Below are 17,811 nucleotides of genomic sequence, written 5' to 3'. Positions count from 1 at the left end.
GATACAGCAAAATTAGATAAAGCTTTTGTGATGCCCAAAAACATAAGTCTTTTAGCTGAGCCGGATACATCCGTTAACGAATATTAACCGCTGCAACGCAATATATTTCATCAGGTTTACTTTCTTTGCGGTTTATTAAGTCGCACAGAAAATGAGAAATCGGAGCCATAGAATCAGGATAATATTTCTAAGTCAAATCCTGTTTTTTTTAACTATTGTCAGTTTTGCCCAGGCACCTAAAATTAATAACGAAGTTGTATCGTTCAGAAAAAATGAAATAACAAAAGGTTTGTTGTTCGATCTTGGTAGAGAACGCGAAGAATTGCGTACCGATGCCAGTCGTTATTTCGAAGAAAAAACATCGTTAACCGGAGCTTTTAACTGGAGCAACAAACTTTGGAATCTCCAGGATTACATGCAGGAGGAATTACTGTTCTCTTTTGATGTTGGTCCTTTTGGTGGCTTTGGTAACTGGATCGATAGTACGGGAATTGCCAATAACAATGCCGATGAAAACTTTTATGGAATACGCACTGCATTAAGCGCTTCATATTTGAACCGTTACTATTACGATCCCAAAAGCTATACGCTTGTTAAAATCGATGGCTGGGGCCGTTACGATCTGTATCAGCGGAACCTTGATGGCACTTCAGTCGATTCGCTGGGTGTTGAAACGCCAATTGATGAAGGAGATTTGAAAAGTAAATTTCGTTTTGGTTTTAATGCAAAGGCAGGCTGGGGATACGGTCGTTTAAGTCCGATGAACCACCTGATGACTGCCCATTATTTATTGGAAAAATATTATCCGGGTCGGATTTTTTCGGATTCCGAGATTGCACAGTTCGCGCAGGTAATAGCCACCTTAAAACACGATCGCGAACTTGACATCATTCATTTGCCCGAAAAAGAAATGGAGTCGATTGCAGGTTTTGTGAGTAAAACCTTCCTGCTCGAATCGCCTGAGTTAATGGCTGAAGACTGGCAATATGGCGAGTTCGATCCACGTTACGAAGGCAAGCGTTTTGAACTTGGGCCATTCTTTAATTATTACAACCAGGAACCTGATTTTGTGTACGGTGGTTTTATGCAATTCGACTGGCACAAATACCAAAGCGTAAAATGGAACCGGAACATAAGCGCAAGTATTACCTACAGCCGCTATAAAAAGCCGGATGATTCGACTTCAGATTCAGAAACTGAAGACGATGATTTATCGCTTGGCATGAGTCTTTCGCACCGCGACTGGGTGTTGGGAGAATTCGATCTCGGCTGGAGTTATTATTCCGATTTACGAAGCAGGTTCGACTTTGGGTTAAAGTACCTTCCGGGATTGGAGCTTAACAGCTTTGAAGAAATTGGTTCATTGAGCCATAATTTCATTCCTTATTTTGGCTATTTCACGCAATTAAACTCAAAGGCCAGGGTGCGACTGGATTTTGCCTGGCGCTTTGCCGATAACGAACAATTTGTTGTACCAGGCCCGAAATTTTCGGTGGCGGTTTACCGAAGCAGGTATTAAACCCGCAGGAAAATCTTTTTCTTGTACATATAGTAAAGCAACAGCCATATTAGTGCCAGACTGCAGATGATCAAAAACAAACTGCCTGCATCGCCAAGGGGTTTGGCGAGCCAGCCAAAAAAGAATTCTGTAACACTTTGCATATCAACAATCCGTACAAACAGATACACAAAGATCGAGTTCATTCCGATCACCCTGAAATAAAAGGCCCAGCCCTGTATTTTCCAGTGGTCGATGATGAGGTAGAAAAGTGCCATTAAAAGAAAACCGATTCCTCCGGCAAACAAGTTGAAAGTAGAAGTCCAGCATTTTTTTATGATCGGGTAAAAGGTAGCTAACAGCAGTGCCAATAGTATAAATCCAACTCCTGTGGCCGCCATGTAACCGATTTTTTGCCAGTCGGTAGTTTGGCGTTTACGCAGAATGCTGCCTGCAAAAGTTCCCATAAGTGTTATTCCTGTTGCCGACAAACTGCACATAATTCCTTCGGGATCGAAGGTGCCGCCATGCAATCTGCCCGGAAGAAACAGTCGGTCGATATATCCGTTTATACAGCCTTCGGGTGTTAAAACTCCGGCACCAAAACCGGGCACCGGAACAAGCAGTTGCAGAATTCCGAAACCAGTGAGTATCCCGGCCAGCCAGAAAATCCGGCTTTTTAAGCCTGGAAAATAAATAGTGATAAGCGAAGCAAGAAAGTAGCCAATGCCGATTTGACCTAGCACACTGGCAATTCGTCCGTCGGCAAAACCGTTTTTGAATGTACCGTTGTACAGAATTCCGAGAACGATCAGAATCAGCATGCGTTTAAAGGCTTTGCCCACTAATTTTTTAGCCGGAACATTTTTCTCTAATTTGCTGCCTATGGCAAAAGGGATGGCCACACCGGCAATAAACATAAACAGTGGAAAGATAAGGTCTTCGAAATGAAATCCTGCCCATTCAGCGTGTTCCATTTGCCCGGCCAACCACTCGGCCCCGGTAAGTTTTGAAAGTACCACGGTCAGGTAACCTCCGCCGGTTATCCAGAACATGTCGAATCCGCGCAATACGTCTAATGATTGAAGTCTTTTTTGTGGTTCAGTTCGTAAAGATTTAGTCGTCATAAGTTGATTAAGTTTCGTCTTCTAAAAGTAGCAAACATTCTGATTGATAAAACAGCTGGGAGGTTTATTTGAGTGGTTCAAATGATAGGATATTTTCTATTTTGTTAAATGGTACGGTTGTTGTAAAAGTCGGCTTATTACTAATAAAAACCAAAAGCCATGAAACGAATTTACCCTTTTATCGCATTTCTGTTTATCAGTTATTTTTCTTTTGCACAGTACGAAAACTTCGACCTTTCGAAGTATAAGTTACCGGAAATTAAGCGGCACCAGTTAGATTTTAACTTTAGTTACAATAGCAACAATCGGAAGAATTATTATGATGAAACACCGGATCGTTCAAATTTTGAACTGGATAATGATTTGGGATTTGATTACACTTATTACCGGAATACCTCAAGAATTCAATCGAATGGTTGGGGAAGCATATCTTCGACGATGACTTTGGATCGCGAAAAATATGAAGAGAGGGATAGAGTTAAAAATGACTATTACAATTTTGGAATTGACGCTGGTTTTCTGAAGCGTAGCTATACCAAAAATGACGACAGGTGGTTCTTGTTATGGTCAACAAAACTTAACGTCAGCAACTCTTTGAATCGAAATCAGGATTTTTGGGATTACGACAATAGTTTAATTGAAAAGAATAAGACTCGTTATCTTAATGTTCGACCAGGGTTAAGTGTGGGAGGTGGATTTGGACGAATCGAGCAGACCAGTGATGCAATGAGAGCCATTTACATCGTTGAAGATTTGTATAAAAAGGATAAGTTGAACCGACTGCCGCATGAAGACGAACTAATCGTTATCGCCAACAGGGTGGCAGAACTTCGTAATCAACGATTTTTCGATGCACGATTACGGCATATTTATGAAATGGAAAGTTTGGATTCGTTGTTGAATGCAATGGATCTGGTTTCGGATAATGATATTGGCTATTTTACCTCATTAAACGATATGTGGTCGTATGGTCACGAATCAAGGTATTCCGGAACGCGATTACAAGCGGAAATTGGAGGTCAGTTGGATTACCGTTTTGTTAAAGAAAAGACCGAAACCGAAGATTACGACCACTCGACAATTACCGTCGAAGATGATAATAATGATTATAACGAAAATCTTCAGTTCACTTTGGCACTTGATTCATACAAACCGATCGGACTGAAATGGCAACGTTATTTGTTTGTTCAGGCTAACGGCAGTAAATATTTTAATGATGCCAATGTTTATGAATGGGCCGCGGATTTAAACACCTTTTCTGGAAGTATTAGTTATGGTTACGACTGGTTCTTAAATACTCGTACATATGCCTCGTTTGGGGTGAATGGGCATTATGCGAGGTTTGACTATGATGAAGAAGAAACGAATCACTATGATGCCAATAGTTTTAATACAGGTATTTCGGGAAGTTTGAATTATTATTTTTCACCCAGACTAAGGGCTGGTATACGGGTACGTTCCGATTACACCTGGAATCAGAATGAGGATTCATCGTATAACAAGCTGTTTCGATTTATTAGTAGCGCCAGTCTTAACTACGCCATCTTCTAAAAACATAAACCGTCATTCAATCATCAAAATTGGTTCATATTCTGTCGTTTTGTCACCGGATTTGACAGAATCTCTAACGGCTTCCGGTAATTATGTGTCAGTTTTTCGCTCATTTTTCCGCATTTCTCAATGGCACAGTCATTGATTAGTTGTCAGCGTAAATTTTTAGAAACAATAAAAAATTAAAACATATAACAATGGGAAAAATTATCGGAATTGACTTAGGAACCACAAACTCGTGCGTTTCTGTAATGGAAGGTAACGAACCTGTAGTTATCCCTAACAGCGAGGGAAAACGTACAACACCTTCTATCGTAGCATTTGTTGAAAACGGCGAACGCAAAATTGGTGATCCTGCAAAACGTCAGGCCATTACCAACCCAACAAAAACGATCTTCTCGATCAAGCGTTTTATGGGTGAAACATTCGATCAGGTTAACAAAGAAGTAAACCGCGTACCTTATAAAGTAGTAAAAGGCGACAACAATACTCCACGTGTTGAAATCGACGACCGTAAATATTCGCCACAGGAAATTTCGGCTATGGTACTTCAAAAAATGAAGAAAACAGCTGAAGATTACCTGGGACAGGAAGTAACAGAAGCGGTAATTACCGTTCCTGCATACTTCAGCGATTCACAACGTCAGGCTACCAAAGAAGCCGGCGAAATTGCAGGTTTAAGTGTTCGTCGTATCATTAACGAACCAACAGCTGCTTCGTTGGCTTACGGTTTGGACAAAATGGACAAAGACATGAAAATCGCAGTATTCGACCTTGGTGGCGGTACTTTCGATATTTCAATTCTTGAACTGGGTGACGGTGTTTTCGAAGTAAAATCGACCGACGGTGACACTCACCTTGGTGGCGACGACTTCGATCAAGTGATCATCGACTGGTTGGCTGATGAGTTCAAAAGTGAAGAAGGCATCAACCTGCGTAAAGATCCAATGGCGCTGCAACGTTTGAAAGAAGCTGCTGAAAAAGCTAAAATCGAATTGTCGAGCTCAAGCCAGACCGAGATCAACCTGCCATACATTATGCCGGTTAACGGAATTCCAAAACACCTTGTAAAAACACTGACACGCGCGAAATTCGAGCAGTTGGCTGATAAATTAATTTCTGCTGTTGTCGATCCGTGTAACAAGGCGTTAAAAAATGCCGGAATGTCAGCAAGCGATGTTGATGAGGTGATCCTGGTTGGTGGTTCAACCCGTATTCCTGCAATCCAGGCAAAAGTGAAAGAACTGTTCGGAAAAGAGCCTTCAAAAGGAGTTAACCCGGATGAGGTTGTAGCAGTTGGTGCTGCTATTCAGGGTGGTGTTTTAACCGGTGAGGTTAAAGACGTATTGCTGCTCGATGTTACTCCGCTTTCACTGGGTATTGAAACCATGGGTGGTGTAATGACCAAGTTGATTGAGTCGAACACAACTATTCCGACCAAAAAATCGGAAACATTTACAACTGCTGCTGATAACCAGCCTTCGGTTGAAATTCACGTACTACAGGGCGAACGTCCGATCGCATCAGGAAACAAAACCATTGGTCGTTTCCACCTCGACGGTATTCCGCCGTCACCACGTGGTATTCCACAAATCGAAGTAACTTTCGATATCGATGCCAACGGTATTCTGCATGTACATGCAAAAGATAAAGCAACAGGAAAATCGCAGTCGATCCGTATTGAAGCTTCTTCAGGTTTGAGTGATGATGAAATCCAAAAAATGAAAGCTGAAGCCGAAGCTAATGCTGAAGCTGACAAAAAAGCCAAAGAAACTGCCGATAAGATCAACCAGGCTGACAGTTTGATTTTCCAGACTGAAAAGCAGTTGAAAGAATACGGCGACAAGATTCCGGCCGACAAAAAGCAACCAATTGAGGATGCATTGAAAAAACTGAAAGAAGCACACGCCAGCAAAGATTTGGCAGCAATCGATGCCGCAATGAACGAACTGAACACAGTGTTCCAGGCAGCTTCGCAGGAAATGTACAATGCTTCGCAGGCACAGGGTGGCCAGCCGGGACCGGATGGAAACCAGCAGCCGGGACCTGATGCAGGTGCTCAAGGGCAGGCAAAAGACGACGGCGAAGTAACCGACGTAGACTTTGAAGAAGTCAAATAATCTCTGACAGAGATACAATATATACGAGCCTCTCCATTAAGGAGGGGCTTTTTTTGTTTTAGCTTAAACTTTATCTGCCAAACTGTGTTTGTGAAAAGTGGAATAAAACGCATTGCAATGAATGAATACGAAGAATCAAGAAGAAGCTTTTTGACCAAACTGGGGATGACAATTGGAGCAGGTGTGGTAGCCGGAGAAAAACTTTCGGCTAAGGTGCTGAACAGCAAAGCTGAATTTCCGTTGACCAGCGATCAGCAAAAACTAATGGACCGATACGAAAACTGGATGGACGAATTTATTCCGGTTATTAAAGACTTCCGGGCCAATCCAAACGATTCGGTAGCACAAAAACGCATCGCCGAACTGTCGGAAGAAGCTGAAAGCTGGCAGAAAGAACTGACAGGTTTTATGGAAGACGAAAACTTTGCGCGTTATTACATGACAGCCACCGAACGAATGACCAAGGAAATTTATTAGCAGCAGCAATACTTTAAAAATATTTAAGTGAGCCTCTCTGTTCTGAAATAATGGATGGAGGGGCTTTTTTATAATTGTGTATCAACGATCCAGGCATCCGGTTTTTCAAGCATTCGTTTTGGGATGCTTGCTGAGATTGCAGACTTTAATGCCTCAATCTGGCGCTCTTTTGTATGTTTCTTCAGGGTAATAATGCTGATCTCACGCACCGGCTGAACGCATTTAAAATCCTTGATCATATCCTCCTGTTCTGCCGGAATGTTAATGGTAGCCAGTTCGGGTATAAAAGTGATACCTCTTTCGTTTTCTACGATCCTTCTTAGCGAATCAATCGAACTGCAGCGGTAAAGCAGGCTTCTTTCGTTTTGTTTTTTAGGTACGATGTTACAAATTGAATTCACCTGGTTCTGAAAACAGTTTCCTTCTTCGAGGTACCAAATGTCGTTTTCATCGAGCTCATTAATGTCGATCGAAGTGTCTTTATACCATTCGTGTTTTTCCGAAACATAGGCAAAAAACAATTCATAAAACAGCGGCTCAATTTTCAGATTTGTTTCTGAGACGGGTGTGGAGATAATGCCTGCATCAAGCTGTCCCATTTTTAATTCGCTAATAATATCCTCGGTTTTTAATTCAAAAACCTCATTCTGCAATTTCGGGAATTCCTTTTTCAGCAGGCCGGCATAAAGCGGAACCAGGTAAGGCGCCAGCGTTGGAATGATGCCGATTCTCAACGTTCCTTTCACTTCCTCCACCAAATCGAGCGCCACATCTTTCAGTTGTTCGATCTGCTGCAATATCTCCACCGATTTTTGGTAAAAAGCTTCACCTTCCTGTGTAAGTTTCAAAGGCCGGAAGTTACGGTCGAGCAATTTGAAATCGAGTTCATCTTCCAGTTTCTGAATCTGAAGACTTAAGGCCGGTTGTGTAATTCCAAGTTTTTTGGCAGCAGCCGAGAAGCTGCCGGTGATGTAAATTTCCCTGAAATATTCGAGTTGCGAGAAGTTCATAGTATAATCAATAGTAATGTCGATATAAAAGTAATAAATATTGGTTATGGTACCTTTGAACTATCAAAATAAGCTATAAGAACAACAAAAGTAAAAACATAAAAAATTGAATAGTATGAAGACTACAAATCAAAACACCATTGAGAAATTAAACAAGTTACTGGCAGATTACCAGATCTTTTATCAGAACCTGAGAGGCCTGCACTGGAATATTAAAGGCACCATGTTTTTTGCCTTGCACGAAAAATTCGAAGAATTCTACAACGGGGCAGCCGAAGTAGTTGACGAAATAGCCGAGCGCATTTTAATGCTGGGCGGACAACCCTTGCACTCGTTTGGCGAATACCTTGATGTAGCAACGCTCGAAGAAGTAAAAAATGTTTCGGAAGGCAGAAAAGCAGTAGAAGCAGTATTAAAAGCAGACCTCTTTTTCCTGGAGAGCTTTAAAGAATTGCTTGAAATTGCCGGCGAAAATAACGATGAGGTCACTGCTGCCATGATGAGCGACTGGATCGGTCATACCGAAAAACGCATCTGGATGCTGGAATCCTATCTGGCATAAGCATTATATTCTAAAAATCAATTCACCTGAAGCCCTGCCATTTGGCGGGGTTTTCTTTTATAAACAGTTCAAATAATGATTTTATTATTACCGTCACTTTCACCTCGCGGCTACGTATTATTTTCTTCTTTTCTGAAACTTTCCGACAGCGAAAGCTGTACAATTTAATCCGGAAGAGAACTAAAACGTTTAATCAATTAAAACAACATCACCATGCCAGCCAAAAAATTAAAAGCTGTACTCGACGAGTATAAAGTCAGGTACATCACCATCAGGCATTCCAGTGCTTATACCGCACAGGAAATCGCATCGAAAGCACACATTTCGGGCAAAGAACTGGCTAAAACCATCATTATTAAAATTGAAGGTAAATTAGCTATGGCCGTACTGCCGGCTTCGTATCAGATTGATTTTAAACAATTGGAACAGGCTTTTGGCACACGTAAAATTTCACTGGCCACAGAGGAAGAATTCAAGTACTTTTTCCCCGATTGCGAAGTAGGAGCGATGCCGCCATTTGGAAATCTTTATGATATGGAAGTTTATGTTGCGCAGACACTTGCCGAAGACGAAACAATCGCTTTTAACGCAGGTACGCACACCGAACTCATTCAGATGCAATACGCCGATTTCCACCGAATGGTACAGCCGCAGGTATTAAAATTTGCGTGGAAAACGGTGAGCATGCCCAACGACCCCAGCGAACGGTGGGGAATGGATTATTAATACTTTATATGACTTTTGATCTGATATCTACAGATGAACATTAATTAAAATTCTTGATTCTTTGCACCGTACTTTAGTGCGGTGAATGGAGAGTATATGATTTGAAGAGATTTTTGAAAATTTTTGTACAATCGATGATACAAAAATTTTCAAAAATCATTGTGTGTACACCTGGTTTCAAACACCGCACTGAAGTAAGGTGCAAAACTCAGTAAACGTTTGAAATTGTAATATGCTGATCTATAGCACCAGCACTTTTGCCCCTTTAATATTCCGGTTTTTTATGTCCAGAATAGCGCGGTTGGCTTCGCTAAAAGGATAGGTCTGTACTTCCGGTTTGAACTGCATTTCAGCAGCCAGACGTATAAATTCCTGCACATCGTGGCGGGTAACGTTGGCAACACTCTTTATTTCTTTTTCCATCCACAGGTGAGTGGGATAGTCCAGTTTTGCGAGGTAATCCGTATCGTGCGCTTCTTTCCGTATGGCGTTGATCACCAGCCGGCCACCCGGTTTCAGGCATTCGAGGGCGTAAATAACAGGTTTCCAAACCGGTGTGGTATCGATAATGGAATGCAGCAAAACCGGAGGACGATCAGTGGTATCGCCCGACCAGGCGGCACCAAGTTCAAGGGCAAACCGGCGTTCATGCTCACTGCGCGCAAAAACATATACTTTACTTTCGGGGTAGAGGAAGCGGATCAGTTTTAACACCAAATGAGCTGAAGCTCCAAATCCGGTCAAACCGATGTTTTGCCCGTTTTCAGGCTGGCACAACTCCAGCGAACGGTAACCAATAGCACCTGCACAAAGCAGTGGTGCTGCTTCGGCATCGCTGAAATAATCGGGGATGGGATAAACAAATTTTTCGGGAACTGCAACATATTCGACATAACCACCATTGCGATCGCGGCCGGTGGCAAGAAACTCAGGACATAAATTCTCCTGTCCTGAGAGACAGAATTCGCACTTACCGCACGCTGAAAATATCCACGCAACACCCACGCGGTTGCCAACTTTAATTGCTCCGGTGGCTTTGGTTGCTTCTACAATTCCAACTACCTGGTGTCCGGGGACCATCGGAAATGTAGGTGGGGGAGTGCGGCCTTCAATTTCATCGATCTCGGTATGGCACACGCCACACGCCTTTACTTTCAGCAGTACTTCACCGGCTTTGGCTTCGGGCCTTGGAAGATCGACAAGTGATAATGGTTCGCTAACCTTATTTAATTCGCTTATTTTTTCTATTACCCACGCTTTCATAAGCTATGAATTGATGCTGAGTATTAAAGTTAGGGCTTCGAAAGAAGGATTGCAAGGAGACACTTACCGGCCTTATGTATTTATTTTATTTTCAAATTCTTTTATAAACATCGAAAGTTCCATGCCATAAACCAGTTGGGCATTTTCATAAGTCTGATTCGCAAAGAATTCCAGAAACTTTTCCTTTCCAAACTGCGCTATAAGCTCTTGCACAAATAGTCCGGATAAAGGATATACTATTTCTTCAGCATATTCTCCTCCATTAATCCAAATGTCTTTAATCTCAATTTGAGTGTCATTTTTTCTGATCCAGTCTTTTACCTTGTTTAATTTATAATGATTGGATTGCTCAAGGTCGAAACAAACAGCCGCACCTTCATTTATAAACCTGGTTTTTTCAGAAATAGCCGAGGTGTAATGTGATAATACATGGGTTAGCTCGTGGCCTTTAGTTTGTTGAAAATAAGAGTGTATAATACAATACGAAGGTCTTGAAAAACCCAGATCAGCATGAAGAATTCGTTTTGCATCGTCTCTTGAATCCCATACAAAAAAGTCGATCTTTTTGGGTAATGAACTTTCAAAAAAGGTATTGATTTCTTCGAAAGCACTTTCTCTTGATTCAACATAAAGCTTCATTTGCTGCTCATTCATGTTTTGAAAATGAAAACGAATATTTTCCGATTCTATAATTGTCCAGTTGCTGTAGAAGCTGTCGTATCCAAAAATCCCAATTCTGGCAGCAGCGAAGTTCGTCGCATTTTTTGTGGCATTTAAATTAATGCACGACTGTAATGCCGACTCCGATTTTTCAAAGTCGGAAAGCATATAATTGCAAATACCCAAATAGGAAAGTCCCCACGCTTTTCTCCAGGAGTTGTCTCTGTCAACAGCAAATTGGAGGTGTGGCATTGCTTCTTTGTACTTACCGATATCTGTCAGTGCCCGCCCCAGAATCAACTTATAATCCAGGTTTTCAGGGTCACTTTTTAAATATTCATTTGCCTTTTTAATGGCCTGGTCATATTCTCCCGACATGTAAAGTTTACCCAGCTCCTGTACCTGTGGGCTCTGTGCATTTACAATGAAGCAAAGTAGTAAGAAGAAGAATGTTAGTTTGGTTTTCATTTTATTGGTTTTTACAGTAACAAAGAAAAAATAATACGATGTTAAGTCGACTTAATATGTCATAACTTTTGTTAAGCTTTTCGTGATAAACTGTTTTTTGTTTTCCACGATTTAATCGCCACTATTAAAATCTTTTAAAAGTTCTTTTTGTGTTTAAATCAACCAACTGGCGGGCATTGTCAGCTGAAAACACAAACAGCTCAGGCCGGTTTTTATCCTCAATATCAGTCTCGAATACATAATTCTCGAATTTCAGTGAATCGTTGATGATTTTATATGCTCCAACAAAGTCGTGAATTAGTTTACCTCCTTCTGCAAATTCCTTGTATTTGAAGATTCCGTTAATCAGCCGCAATTCGATATAACCATTTTCTTTGGCCGAATAATATTTCTTCCCGACAGAATTGTCATAGCTCGAAGAAAGTTGCGCAACTTTATTCTTTTCCGGATTCTTAATCGAATAAATAAGTTTTAAATCGTTCCCTATTTCCTGCCTGTCGTCTTCTGTTCCGAGCTTTGCAAAGTCAACATAATAGTTGTTACCTACCGAGTAAACATATTTAATTCGTCGGCTGTAATTTTGTACCTTTTTATTTGGGAATACCTCTATTACTTTTCCCGAAACCGCGCCGGTTTTTCCCATTAAAAACGTTTGTGTTCCAAATCCGGTCCAACCAGTATAGGCCAGTATCGAACCAAATAGAACTCCCAAAGTCCAAAGATTAATTTTTTGTTTTCGCACTATTTTAAAATTGTTGTAAGGTAAGTGTATGTTGTTGCAACTTATAGCTTATTCGCACTGCTGACGGATCGGGAGGCGCGAGCGGGGGCTTAAGAAGCCATAAGTTGAGTTAAGTTATTCATGCTAAAAACAATAGATTCTTATAAAAGGTTACTTTCGTCGCTAACCTTAAGTACAGAGACTTGCCTGTCAACAAGTTGTTTGTACTTACTATCATTGTTTTGCGGATCGATAATTCTGTATCCATCAACAACAAACTCATAAGTATAATTTCCAGGTTTTAAACCTAAACTTCCAATCCATTCTCCATTTAACCGATACATCATTACATTCCAATTATCATCCGGTTTGTCCTCAGAATAAACCGTAACAGTAATAAAATCAGCATCTTCATATTCTTTAAGTGTAAATGTTGTATTACCGTTTAACACAAATTGTTTTAGGTAGTCGGTGGGATAAAGAAATTGCCTTAGCTTATGGATTAGTGGCTCGCCTCTTAAATTTTTGTCTATAATTTTACCATCGGGGTCAATCAGAAATGTTGTTGGATAACTCGTTACATGATACAAATTGAGAATCGAGTCATCTTCTGTTTGATGTTGTGGAATCTGAATCCATGGAAGTGGATTAGTTGCAAGATACTGAGAAAGCGTTTGCTTTGAATCTTTGGCGATTCCAACAATAACCAGATTATAATCCTTAAACAAATCGGAAGCTTCTTTTAGTGTTGTTAGTTCTTTCCTGCACGGAGCACACCATGTTCCCCAGAAATCCAGCAATACATATTTTCCTCTATGATCACTTAATTTAAAATGTTCACCTTCTAAGGTTTGAGAATTAAAATCAATTGCCTTCATACCGAGTTGTGTACCTCCTGTTTTCTCGGCATTTTTATCTCTTCGCAAATAAATTGAATCGCCGGAGTAAGTAATTTTTTCAATTTTAAAATAGGTTTTGTCTAATATGAGGTAGTCACCGATCTTTAAAAGGTTTTTACTTTTTAAAGATTGTTTGACGAATTCTCCCATTTTGGTTATTCCAAGAGTTGTGCTTTTAGAGCTGTAATCTCTGTTCGTTACATTACATTTTAATTCAATCTCGTAATCAATATTATTAAAAGTAAAATTCGCCACCCGATATTCAAAATTGGTATAATCGGTTCCGTATGAAAAATAATCGAATAAATACACCCAGGAAGAATCCCTCAGTACCTTCTTCCCATCAAAATATTCATATTCAAAACTTACTGGTTGTCTTGGTATTGTGCGGCTATTCAATTTTAAATCGCCAGTTTCTTTTTTTAGTCTGTATAATTTATCATCGCTAAAATCAAGGTTGTTGTTTTTATCAATAACATAAACCCATTCATTATGTGAATTTTGTCCTATGGCGACCGAAAAAAAAGATTTTAATTCCTGATCATAAAAAGAGCATGTATCCAATCCCCAGGAATTAAAAGTGTTTACAAGGAATGAACGATCAACTTTCCCCGCTTTATATGATTGAAATACATACTGCCCGATATCTACAGGATTCAACGAAACTTTTAAATTCTTCAAACTATCAGGAATTCCTTTATATGTTGGCATCATTTTATTCCAGGGGGAATTTTGATCCGATTTAGACTCACTTAGGAATGTTGATTTATTTCCAAATGATCCATAACCTTTGTGCTTTTTGGTAGTAAGTATTAAAGTGTCAGATGGAGATAAATTGTCATGTTGATTATTAGCTTCATGTTTGCATCCCAGAATAATCAGCAATAAGAATAGTAATAAAGGAAATTTCATAATGTTTGATTTATTTCAACTTGACATAACCGATTTGTAAGAGCGTTGTACAGTTCTATCTTGTTGGTATTGGTTCTTTTAATTGTTTCCGATAGTCTCAGGCAAGCAAGCAGATGGTACGTGCCGGCCGGTTCTTTTTATTGAATTTATTGCGAAACAAGATGTTTTGCAGAAGGTTAGCATAAGTTCATGTTTTTGTGGTTTATAAGTAAAACTACAAACAATATAAATTATTGTGTTAAATGAAAATAGGTGTTCGGTAACATGCACTGGCAGAGTGGGGAAGCCCTGGATTCAGCCTTTGAAAACTGAAGGATTCTACAGAACTGTGCTTATGGGATTTAAATTTGATTCTGCTTCTACCATCTAAATATGAATGCTAAATGGCCCGTTTGCCCTTGTAGTGATAATAAGTAACAATGGTTTCGAGTGCAATTTTAATGGCATCGCCGATGGGGTAAAACTTTTGGGCTTCGCTAAAGTCGATAAACTGTAAGCGCGAATAATAGTTACTCGCCTTGGGGCCTATCACTTTTTTCTGAAGTATCTGGTTTGTTTTTTCGAGTTCATGCGGCTGTGCCAGGCGAATGGGTTTGCACGCACTAATGCGGCACCGGCCATATTTATCGGTGGTATGGTTGTACGAAAACAAGCGGCAAATCAATCCGCGGTGCTGGTATTGTGTGCAACCGCGCCGGCTTCCTTCAACAGAAAGCGCATTTAGCAGCGGGCAAATGCTTGGATTGTCGATTTGTCCGATGACATTCAAAATAGTTTCGGCCTGGCCTGTTTTAAACAAATGGTAAGCCAGTGGAAAAAACTCGAGCGATGTAGCCTGAATGCGGGGAGTGGTACAACAGTTAATACAGTTTTCGATGCAATGAATGCCGGTTGCATCCTGTAGTTTCTGAACATCTTTATCGAGCATCTTATAGAGTTTCTCTACCGCCCGAACTTTTTGCTGTATATTCATTCTCGTCACTAAAATAGCACCCAAATTTATTGCAAAGAATGATTGCTGATTCTGCTTCCGAAAAAAATATTTTTAACCTGTTTTTTTAGTTTGAAACAGAAATGAAGAATGTTGTAAAGGGCAGTATGTGAGTGTGTTGAGATGATATTGTCCAACTAGCCCTGGCTGGCAAATACCGATGTCATGGTAAGCGAACCGGCTACCGCCTGGTCGTTGAAAAGCGAAACAGCGTCGTTGCCTTCAATCAAAGCCAGAATATAAAGCAGTGGCAGAAAATGATCGGGTGTAGGTACGGCCAGTTCGAAGGCACGGCCTTGTTTTTTGTAGTCGATAAGCGCCTTGTAATTCCCATCCATAATCCACTGGTTCATTTTGGTCCGGGCTTCCTGTGCCCAGTCGAAGGCATAACCGGCTGTATCGATTTTGTTCCAGGCCACCAGACGCAGGTTGTGCACCAGGTTTCCGCTGCCAACAATCAGCACGCCTTTACGGCGAAGTGCTGCCAGTTCCTGCCCCAATTCGAAATGGTATTGCGGACTTTCGAGGTAGTTCAAACTCATCTGGAAAACCGGGATATCGGCATCGGGGTACATATGCCGGATCACACTCCAGGCGCCGTGGTCGAGGCCCCATTTATCGGTGAGCCCCACCTCTGTTTTTGTAATCAGTTGTTGTGTCGCCTCAGCAACGTCGGGTGCTCCGGGTGCCGGGTACTGCACATCGTAAAGTGCCTGCGGAAAACCGCCAAAATCGTGAATGGTGGGCGGGTGTTCGTTGGCCGTTAAAAAGGTGCCGCGTGTTTCCCAGTGCGCCGAAACACACAGGATAGCACGTGGCTTTTCGAAGCGGGAACTGATGTCCTTAAATCCGCGCGTGAACTCGTTGTCTACGATGGCGTTCATCGGGCTGCCATGCCCCAGAAAAAGCACGGGCAGCGCATCGGTGGCGGGCAAATCGGAGCTAAACTTATTCAAGGCATTTAATTTCATGGCAGTTCCTGTAAAGGGTAATAAAGATACGGTTTTCAAAAACTGATTCCGTTTCATTATACCTGCTTTATGCTGTTTGCTTTACAAACTGTACTTCGGCCTGAATTTTTACGTCTTCGCTAACCAGTACACCTCCCGATTCGAGGGCCGCGTTCCAGTTTAATCCCCATTCTTTGCGGTTAATTTTTCCATCGAGCGAAAAACCGGCTTTTTCATTTCCCCACGGATCTTTGTTGGTTCCGCCAAATTCAACATCGAAAGTCACTTCTTTGCTCACACCTTTTATGGTCAGAATTCCTGTGAGTTTGTATTCGTCGTCATCTACCTTTTTGAACGAAGTGCTTTCAAAAGCCAGTTCTTTGTGATTTTCAGCATCAAAAAAATCGGCGCTTTTCAGGTGGTTGTCGCGGTCTTCGTTATTCGTAAAAACTGAAGAAGAATCGATCGAAGCTTTAATTTTGGCTTTTTCAAGATCTTCGCCTTCAACGGTGGCGCTAAAGTTTTTGAATTCGCCTTTTACGTTCGAAATCATCAGGTGTTTTACTTTGAAAGTAATTTCGCTGTGTGTCGGATCAAGTGTCCAAACTGTTTTTGTTGTTGCTTCCATGTTCTTAACTTTTTGTTGTTTAATGTTATTTTCAATTCAAGGGCACAACTTCTTTTTTTATGCCTTTTGTTTCCCCAAAAGGGAAAATAAGATGAAAAGATCTTATAGGACAAAAATATAGAATACGATAGCGGCAAAAAATAAACTAGTTTAAGAAACGCATAGTTTTCAGGAGATTGCATCGCAGAGTAGGGGGTTTAGGGGTGAATATAATATGGAACCGATCTAAAATTTTATGAAACAAAAAGGCCGATCCCATAAGAACCGGCCATATCTAATTATTATTTTCTGGCTTTACAAAACAGTACATTCTCGCCGTTCCACCGGTCGCCTCTGGGAAGTACATCTTTTTCGATCCGCACGTTTGAGAATCCATAAGGCGATAACATATCTTTAACATCGGTTTCGGAAAAGAAATGCGTCCAGAAACGATAGATTTTTAGCTCGTCGGCATCGTTGCTTACCAGGTGTTGGTACAGAATCACCTTTTGTTCTTGATATAAATGCGATTCGCTGAGTGCCAGGTAAGGTCTGCTTTCCCAAAATCCACCATTTGCTGCCTCCCAGTTTTTGGGTGCCGTTTTTTCCGCCAAATCATTGTCATTCAAAACATCGAAAATGAATAATCCTCCGGGTTTAAGGGCCCTGTGAATTTTACCTAACAATTGCTCCCTTTCTGCGGGAAGTAAGACTCCAAGGTCGGTAAAAATCAAAACAATCAGATCGAACTGTTCTTTTGGAAGTTCAATATCAAGATAACTTTCATTAATGTATTCAATTTTCAGTCCTTTTTCTTTTGCTGAATTCACGGCGTATTCAATTGATGTCTTCGAAATATCGATGCCGGTAACTATGTGCCCTTTTTCGGCGAACAGCTCGGTATAAAGCCCGGGACCGCAACCCAGGTCCAGAATATGGAGCGGATGCTCAGAGGGAGCAGAATCCAGGAGCCAGTTGGCTGTCTTTTTGATCGTTGAAAACTTTCTGCTCCCAAGATCGATATCAGGATTTAAATGAATTTTTAACAGTTGTTTCGAAATGTATTCGTCGGTCCACATAAACGAAGTTCCTTTTTCGTAAAGACCGGGTTTTGCAGCAGTTGTAATTATATTTGTGATATTCATTGTAAAGTATGTTTTGTTTGCTGAACTCCAGCATTTCTAAATTATAAAAGTGTGTGATAATAAAATGTAATAGCACGATACAACAGTAGATTACGGTTGTCGCGTTTTACTTATTCCCGGAATC

General features: G+C 40.9%; 16 protein-coding genes. 6 read left to right on the top strand and 10 right to left on the bottom strand.

The genetic code is table 11. From position 1 onward, the window contains the following. Positions 1-151 precede the first annotated feature (151 nt). On the top strand, positions 152-1,519 hold the full coding sequence (locus HFD85_RS20060) for a hypothetical protein (RefSeq protein ID WP_167613847.1): 1,368 nt from the start codon (positions 152-154) through the stop codon (positions 1,517-1,519). Here HFD85_RS20060 and HFD85_RS20055 read toward each other — a convergent pair. Beyond that, the gene (locus tag HFD85_RS20055) at positions 1,516-2,625 is read right to left on the bottom strand and encodes an acyltransferase family protein (RefSeq protein WP_167613845.1); all 1,110 of its coding nucleotides are present in this window, start codon (positions 2,623-2,625) and stop codon (positions 1,516-1,518) included. The genes HFD85_RS20060 and HFD85_RS20055 overlap by 4 nt on opposite strands. A gap of 159 nt (positions 2,626-2,784) precedes the next feature. Here HFD85_RS20055 and HFD85_RS20050 point away from each other — a divergent pair, with 159 nt between their 5' ends. The 3 genes from HFD85_RS20050 to HFD85_RS20040 all read left to right on the top strand — a co-directional run bounded on the left by HFD85_RS20050 (position 2,785) and on the right by HFD85_RS20040 (position 6,773). Further along, the gene (locus HFD85_RS20050; RefSeq protein ID WP_167613843.1) at positions 2,785-4,176 is read left to right on the top strand and encodes a hypothetical protein; all 1,392 of its coding nucleotides are present in this window, start codon (positions 2,785-2,787) and stop codon (positions 4,174-4,176) included. 197 nt (positions 4,177-4,373) lie between these two features. Further along, positions 4,374-6,296 (top strand): molecular chaperone DnaK, encoded by a 1,923-nt coding sequence (dnaK, locus tag HFD85_RS20045; protein ID WP_167613841.1) that lies wholly within the window; start codon positions 4,374-4,376, stop codon positions 6,294-6,296. A 117-nt stretch (positions 6,297-6,413) separates the two neighbouring features. Then, on the top strand, positions 6,414-6,773 hold the full coding sequence (locus tag HFD85_RS20040; RefSeq protein WP_167613839.1) for a twin-arginine translocation signal domain-containing protein: 360 nt from the start codon (positions 6,414-6,416) through the stop codon (positions 6,771-6,773). 68 nt (positions 6,774-6,841) lie between these two features. Here HFD85_RS20040 and HFD85_RS20035 read toward each other — a convergent pair whose 3' ends face one another. After that, complete coding sequence (locus tag HFD85_RS20035) at positions 6,842-7,783, bottom strand: hydrogen peroxide-inducible genes activator (RefSeq protein WP_167613837.1); 942 nt, start codon at positions 7,781-7,783, stop codon at positions 6,842-6,844. A gap of 115 nt (positions 7,784-7,898) precedes the next feature. Between HFD85_RS20035 and HFD85_RS20030 the strand changes: the two genes are divergently transcribed. Both HFD85_RS20030 and HFD85_RS20025 read left to right on the top strand, forming a co-directional pair. Next, complete coding sequence (locus HFD85_RS20030) at positions 7,899-8,345, top strand: Dps family protein (RefSeq protein ID WP_167613835.1); 447 nt, start codon at positions 7,899-7,901, stop codon at positions 8,343-8,345. Positions 8,346-8,558: 213 nt separating this feature from the next. Continuing rightward, a complete protein-coding gene (locus HFD85_RS20025) occupies positions 8,559-9,071 on the top strand; it encodes an aminoacyl-tRNA deacylase (protein WP_167613833.1) in 513 nt (170 codons plus the stop codon). Positions 9,072-9,311: 240 nt separating this feature from the next. On the opposite strand, the gene HFD85_RS20020 is transcribed toward HFD85_RS20025, so the two are convergent. The 8 genes from HFD85_RS20020 to HFD85_RS19985 all read right to left on the bottom strand — a co-directional run bounded on the left by HFD85_RS20020 (position 9,312) and on the right by HFD85_RS19985 (position 17,687). Continuing rightward, on the bottom strand, positions 9,312-10,334 hold the full coding sequence (locus HFD85_RS20020; protein WP_167613831.1) for a zinc-dependent alcohol dehydrogenase family protein: 1,023 nt from the start codon (positions 10,332-10,334) through the stop codon (positions 9,312-9,314). 72 nt (positions 10,335-10,406) lie between these two features. Further along, positions 10,407-11,462: a tetratricopeptide repeat protein gene (locus HFD85_RS20015; protein WP_167613829.1), complete on the bottom strand. Its 1,056-nt coding sequence runs from the start codon at positions 11,460-11,462 to the stop codon at positions 10,407-10,409. 124 nt (positions 11,463-11,586) lie between these two features. Then, positions 11,587-12,174 (bottom strand): hypothetical protein, encoded by a 588-nt coding sequence (locus HFD85_RS20010; protein WP_167613827.1) that lies wholly within the window; start codon positions 12,172-12,174, stop codon positions 11,587-11,589. Between the two features lie 170 nt (positions 12,175-12,344). Then, the gene (locus HFD85_RS20005) at positions 12,345-13,994 is read right to left on the bottom strand and encodes a redoxin domain-containing protein (protein WP_167613825.1); all 1,650 of its coding nucleotides are present in this window, start codon (positions 13,992-13,994) and stop codon (positions 12,345-12,347) included. Between the two features lie 379 nt (positions 13,995-14,373). Then, on the bottom strand, positions 14,374-14,922 hold the full coding sequence (locus tag HFD85_RS20000; RefSeq protein WP_167613823.1) for a YkgJ family cysteine cluster protein: 549 nt from the start codon (positions 14,920-14,922) through the stop codon (positions 14,374-14,376). Between the two features lie 200 nt (positions 14,923-15,122). After that, a complete protein-coding gene (gene ygiD, locus HFD85_RS19995; protein ID WP_167613821.1) occupies positions 15,123-16,013 on the bottom strand; it encodes a 4,5-DOPA-extradiol-dioxygenase in 891 nt (296 codons plus the stop codon). 10 nt (positions 16,014-16,023) lie between these two features. After that, positions 16,024-16,563, bottom strand: a complete 540-nt coding sequence (locus tag HFD85_RS19990; protein ID WP_167613819.1) for a YceI family protein — start codon at positions 16,561-16,563, stop codon at positions 16,024-16,026. 281 nt (positions 16,564-16,844) lie between these two features. After that, positions 16,845-17,687: a class I SAM-dependent methyltransferase gene (locus HFD85_RS19985; protein WP_167613817.1), complete on the bottom strand. Its 843-nt coding sequence runs from the start codon at positions 17,685-17,687 to the stop codon at positions 16,845-16,847. Between the last annotated feature and the right edge of the window lie 124 nt (positions 17,688-17,811).

Source organism: Maribellus sediminis (assembly GCF_011799805.1).
Lineage (GTDB): Bacteria > Bacteroidota > Bacteroidia > Bacteroidales > Prolixibacteraceae > Draconibacterium > Draconibacterium sediminis_A.
Note: the sequence above shows the minus strand (reverse complement) of the source record. Positions and strands in the feature narration are given on the sequence as shown.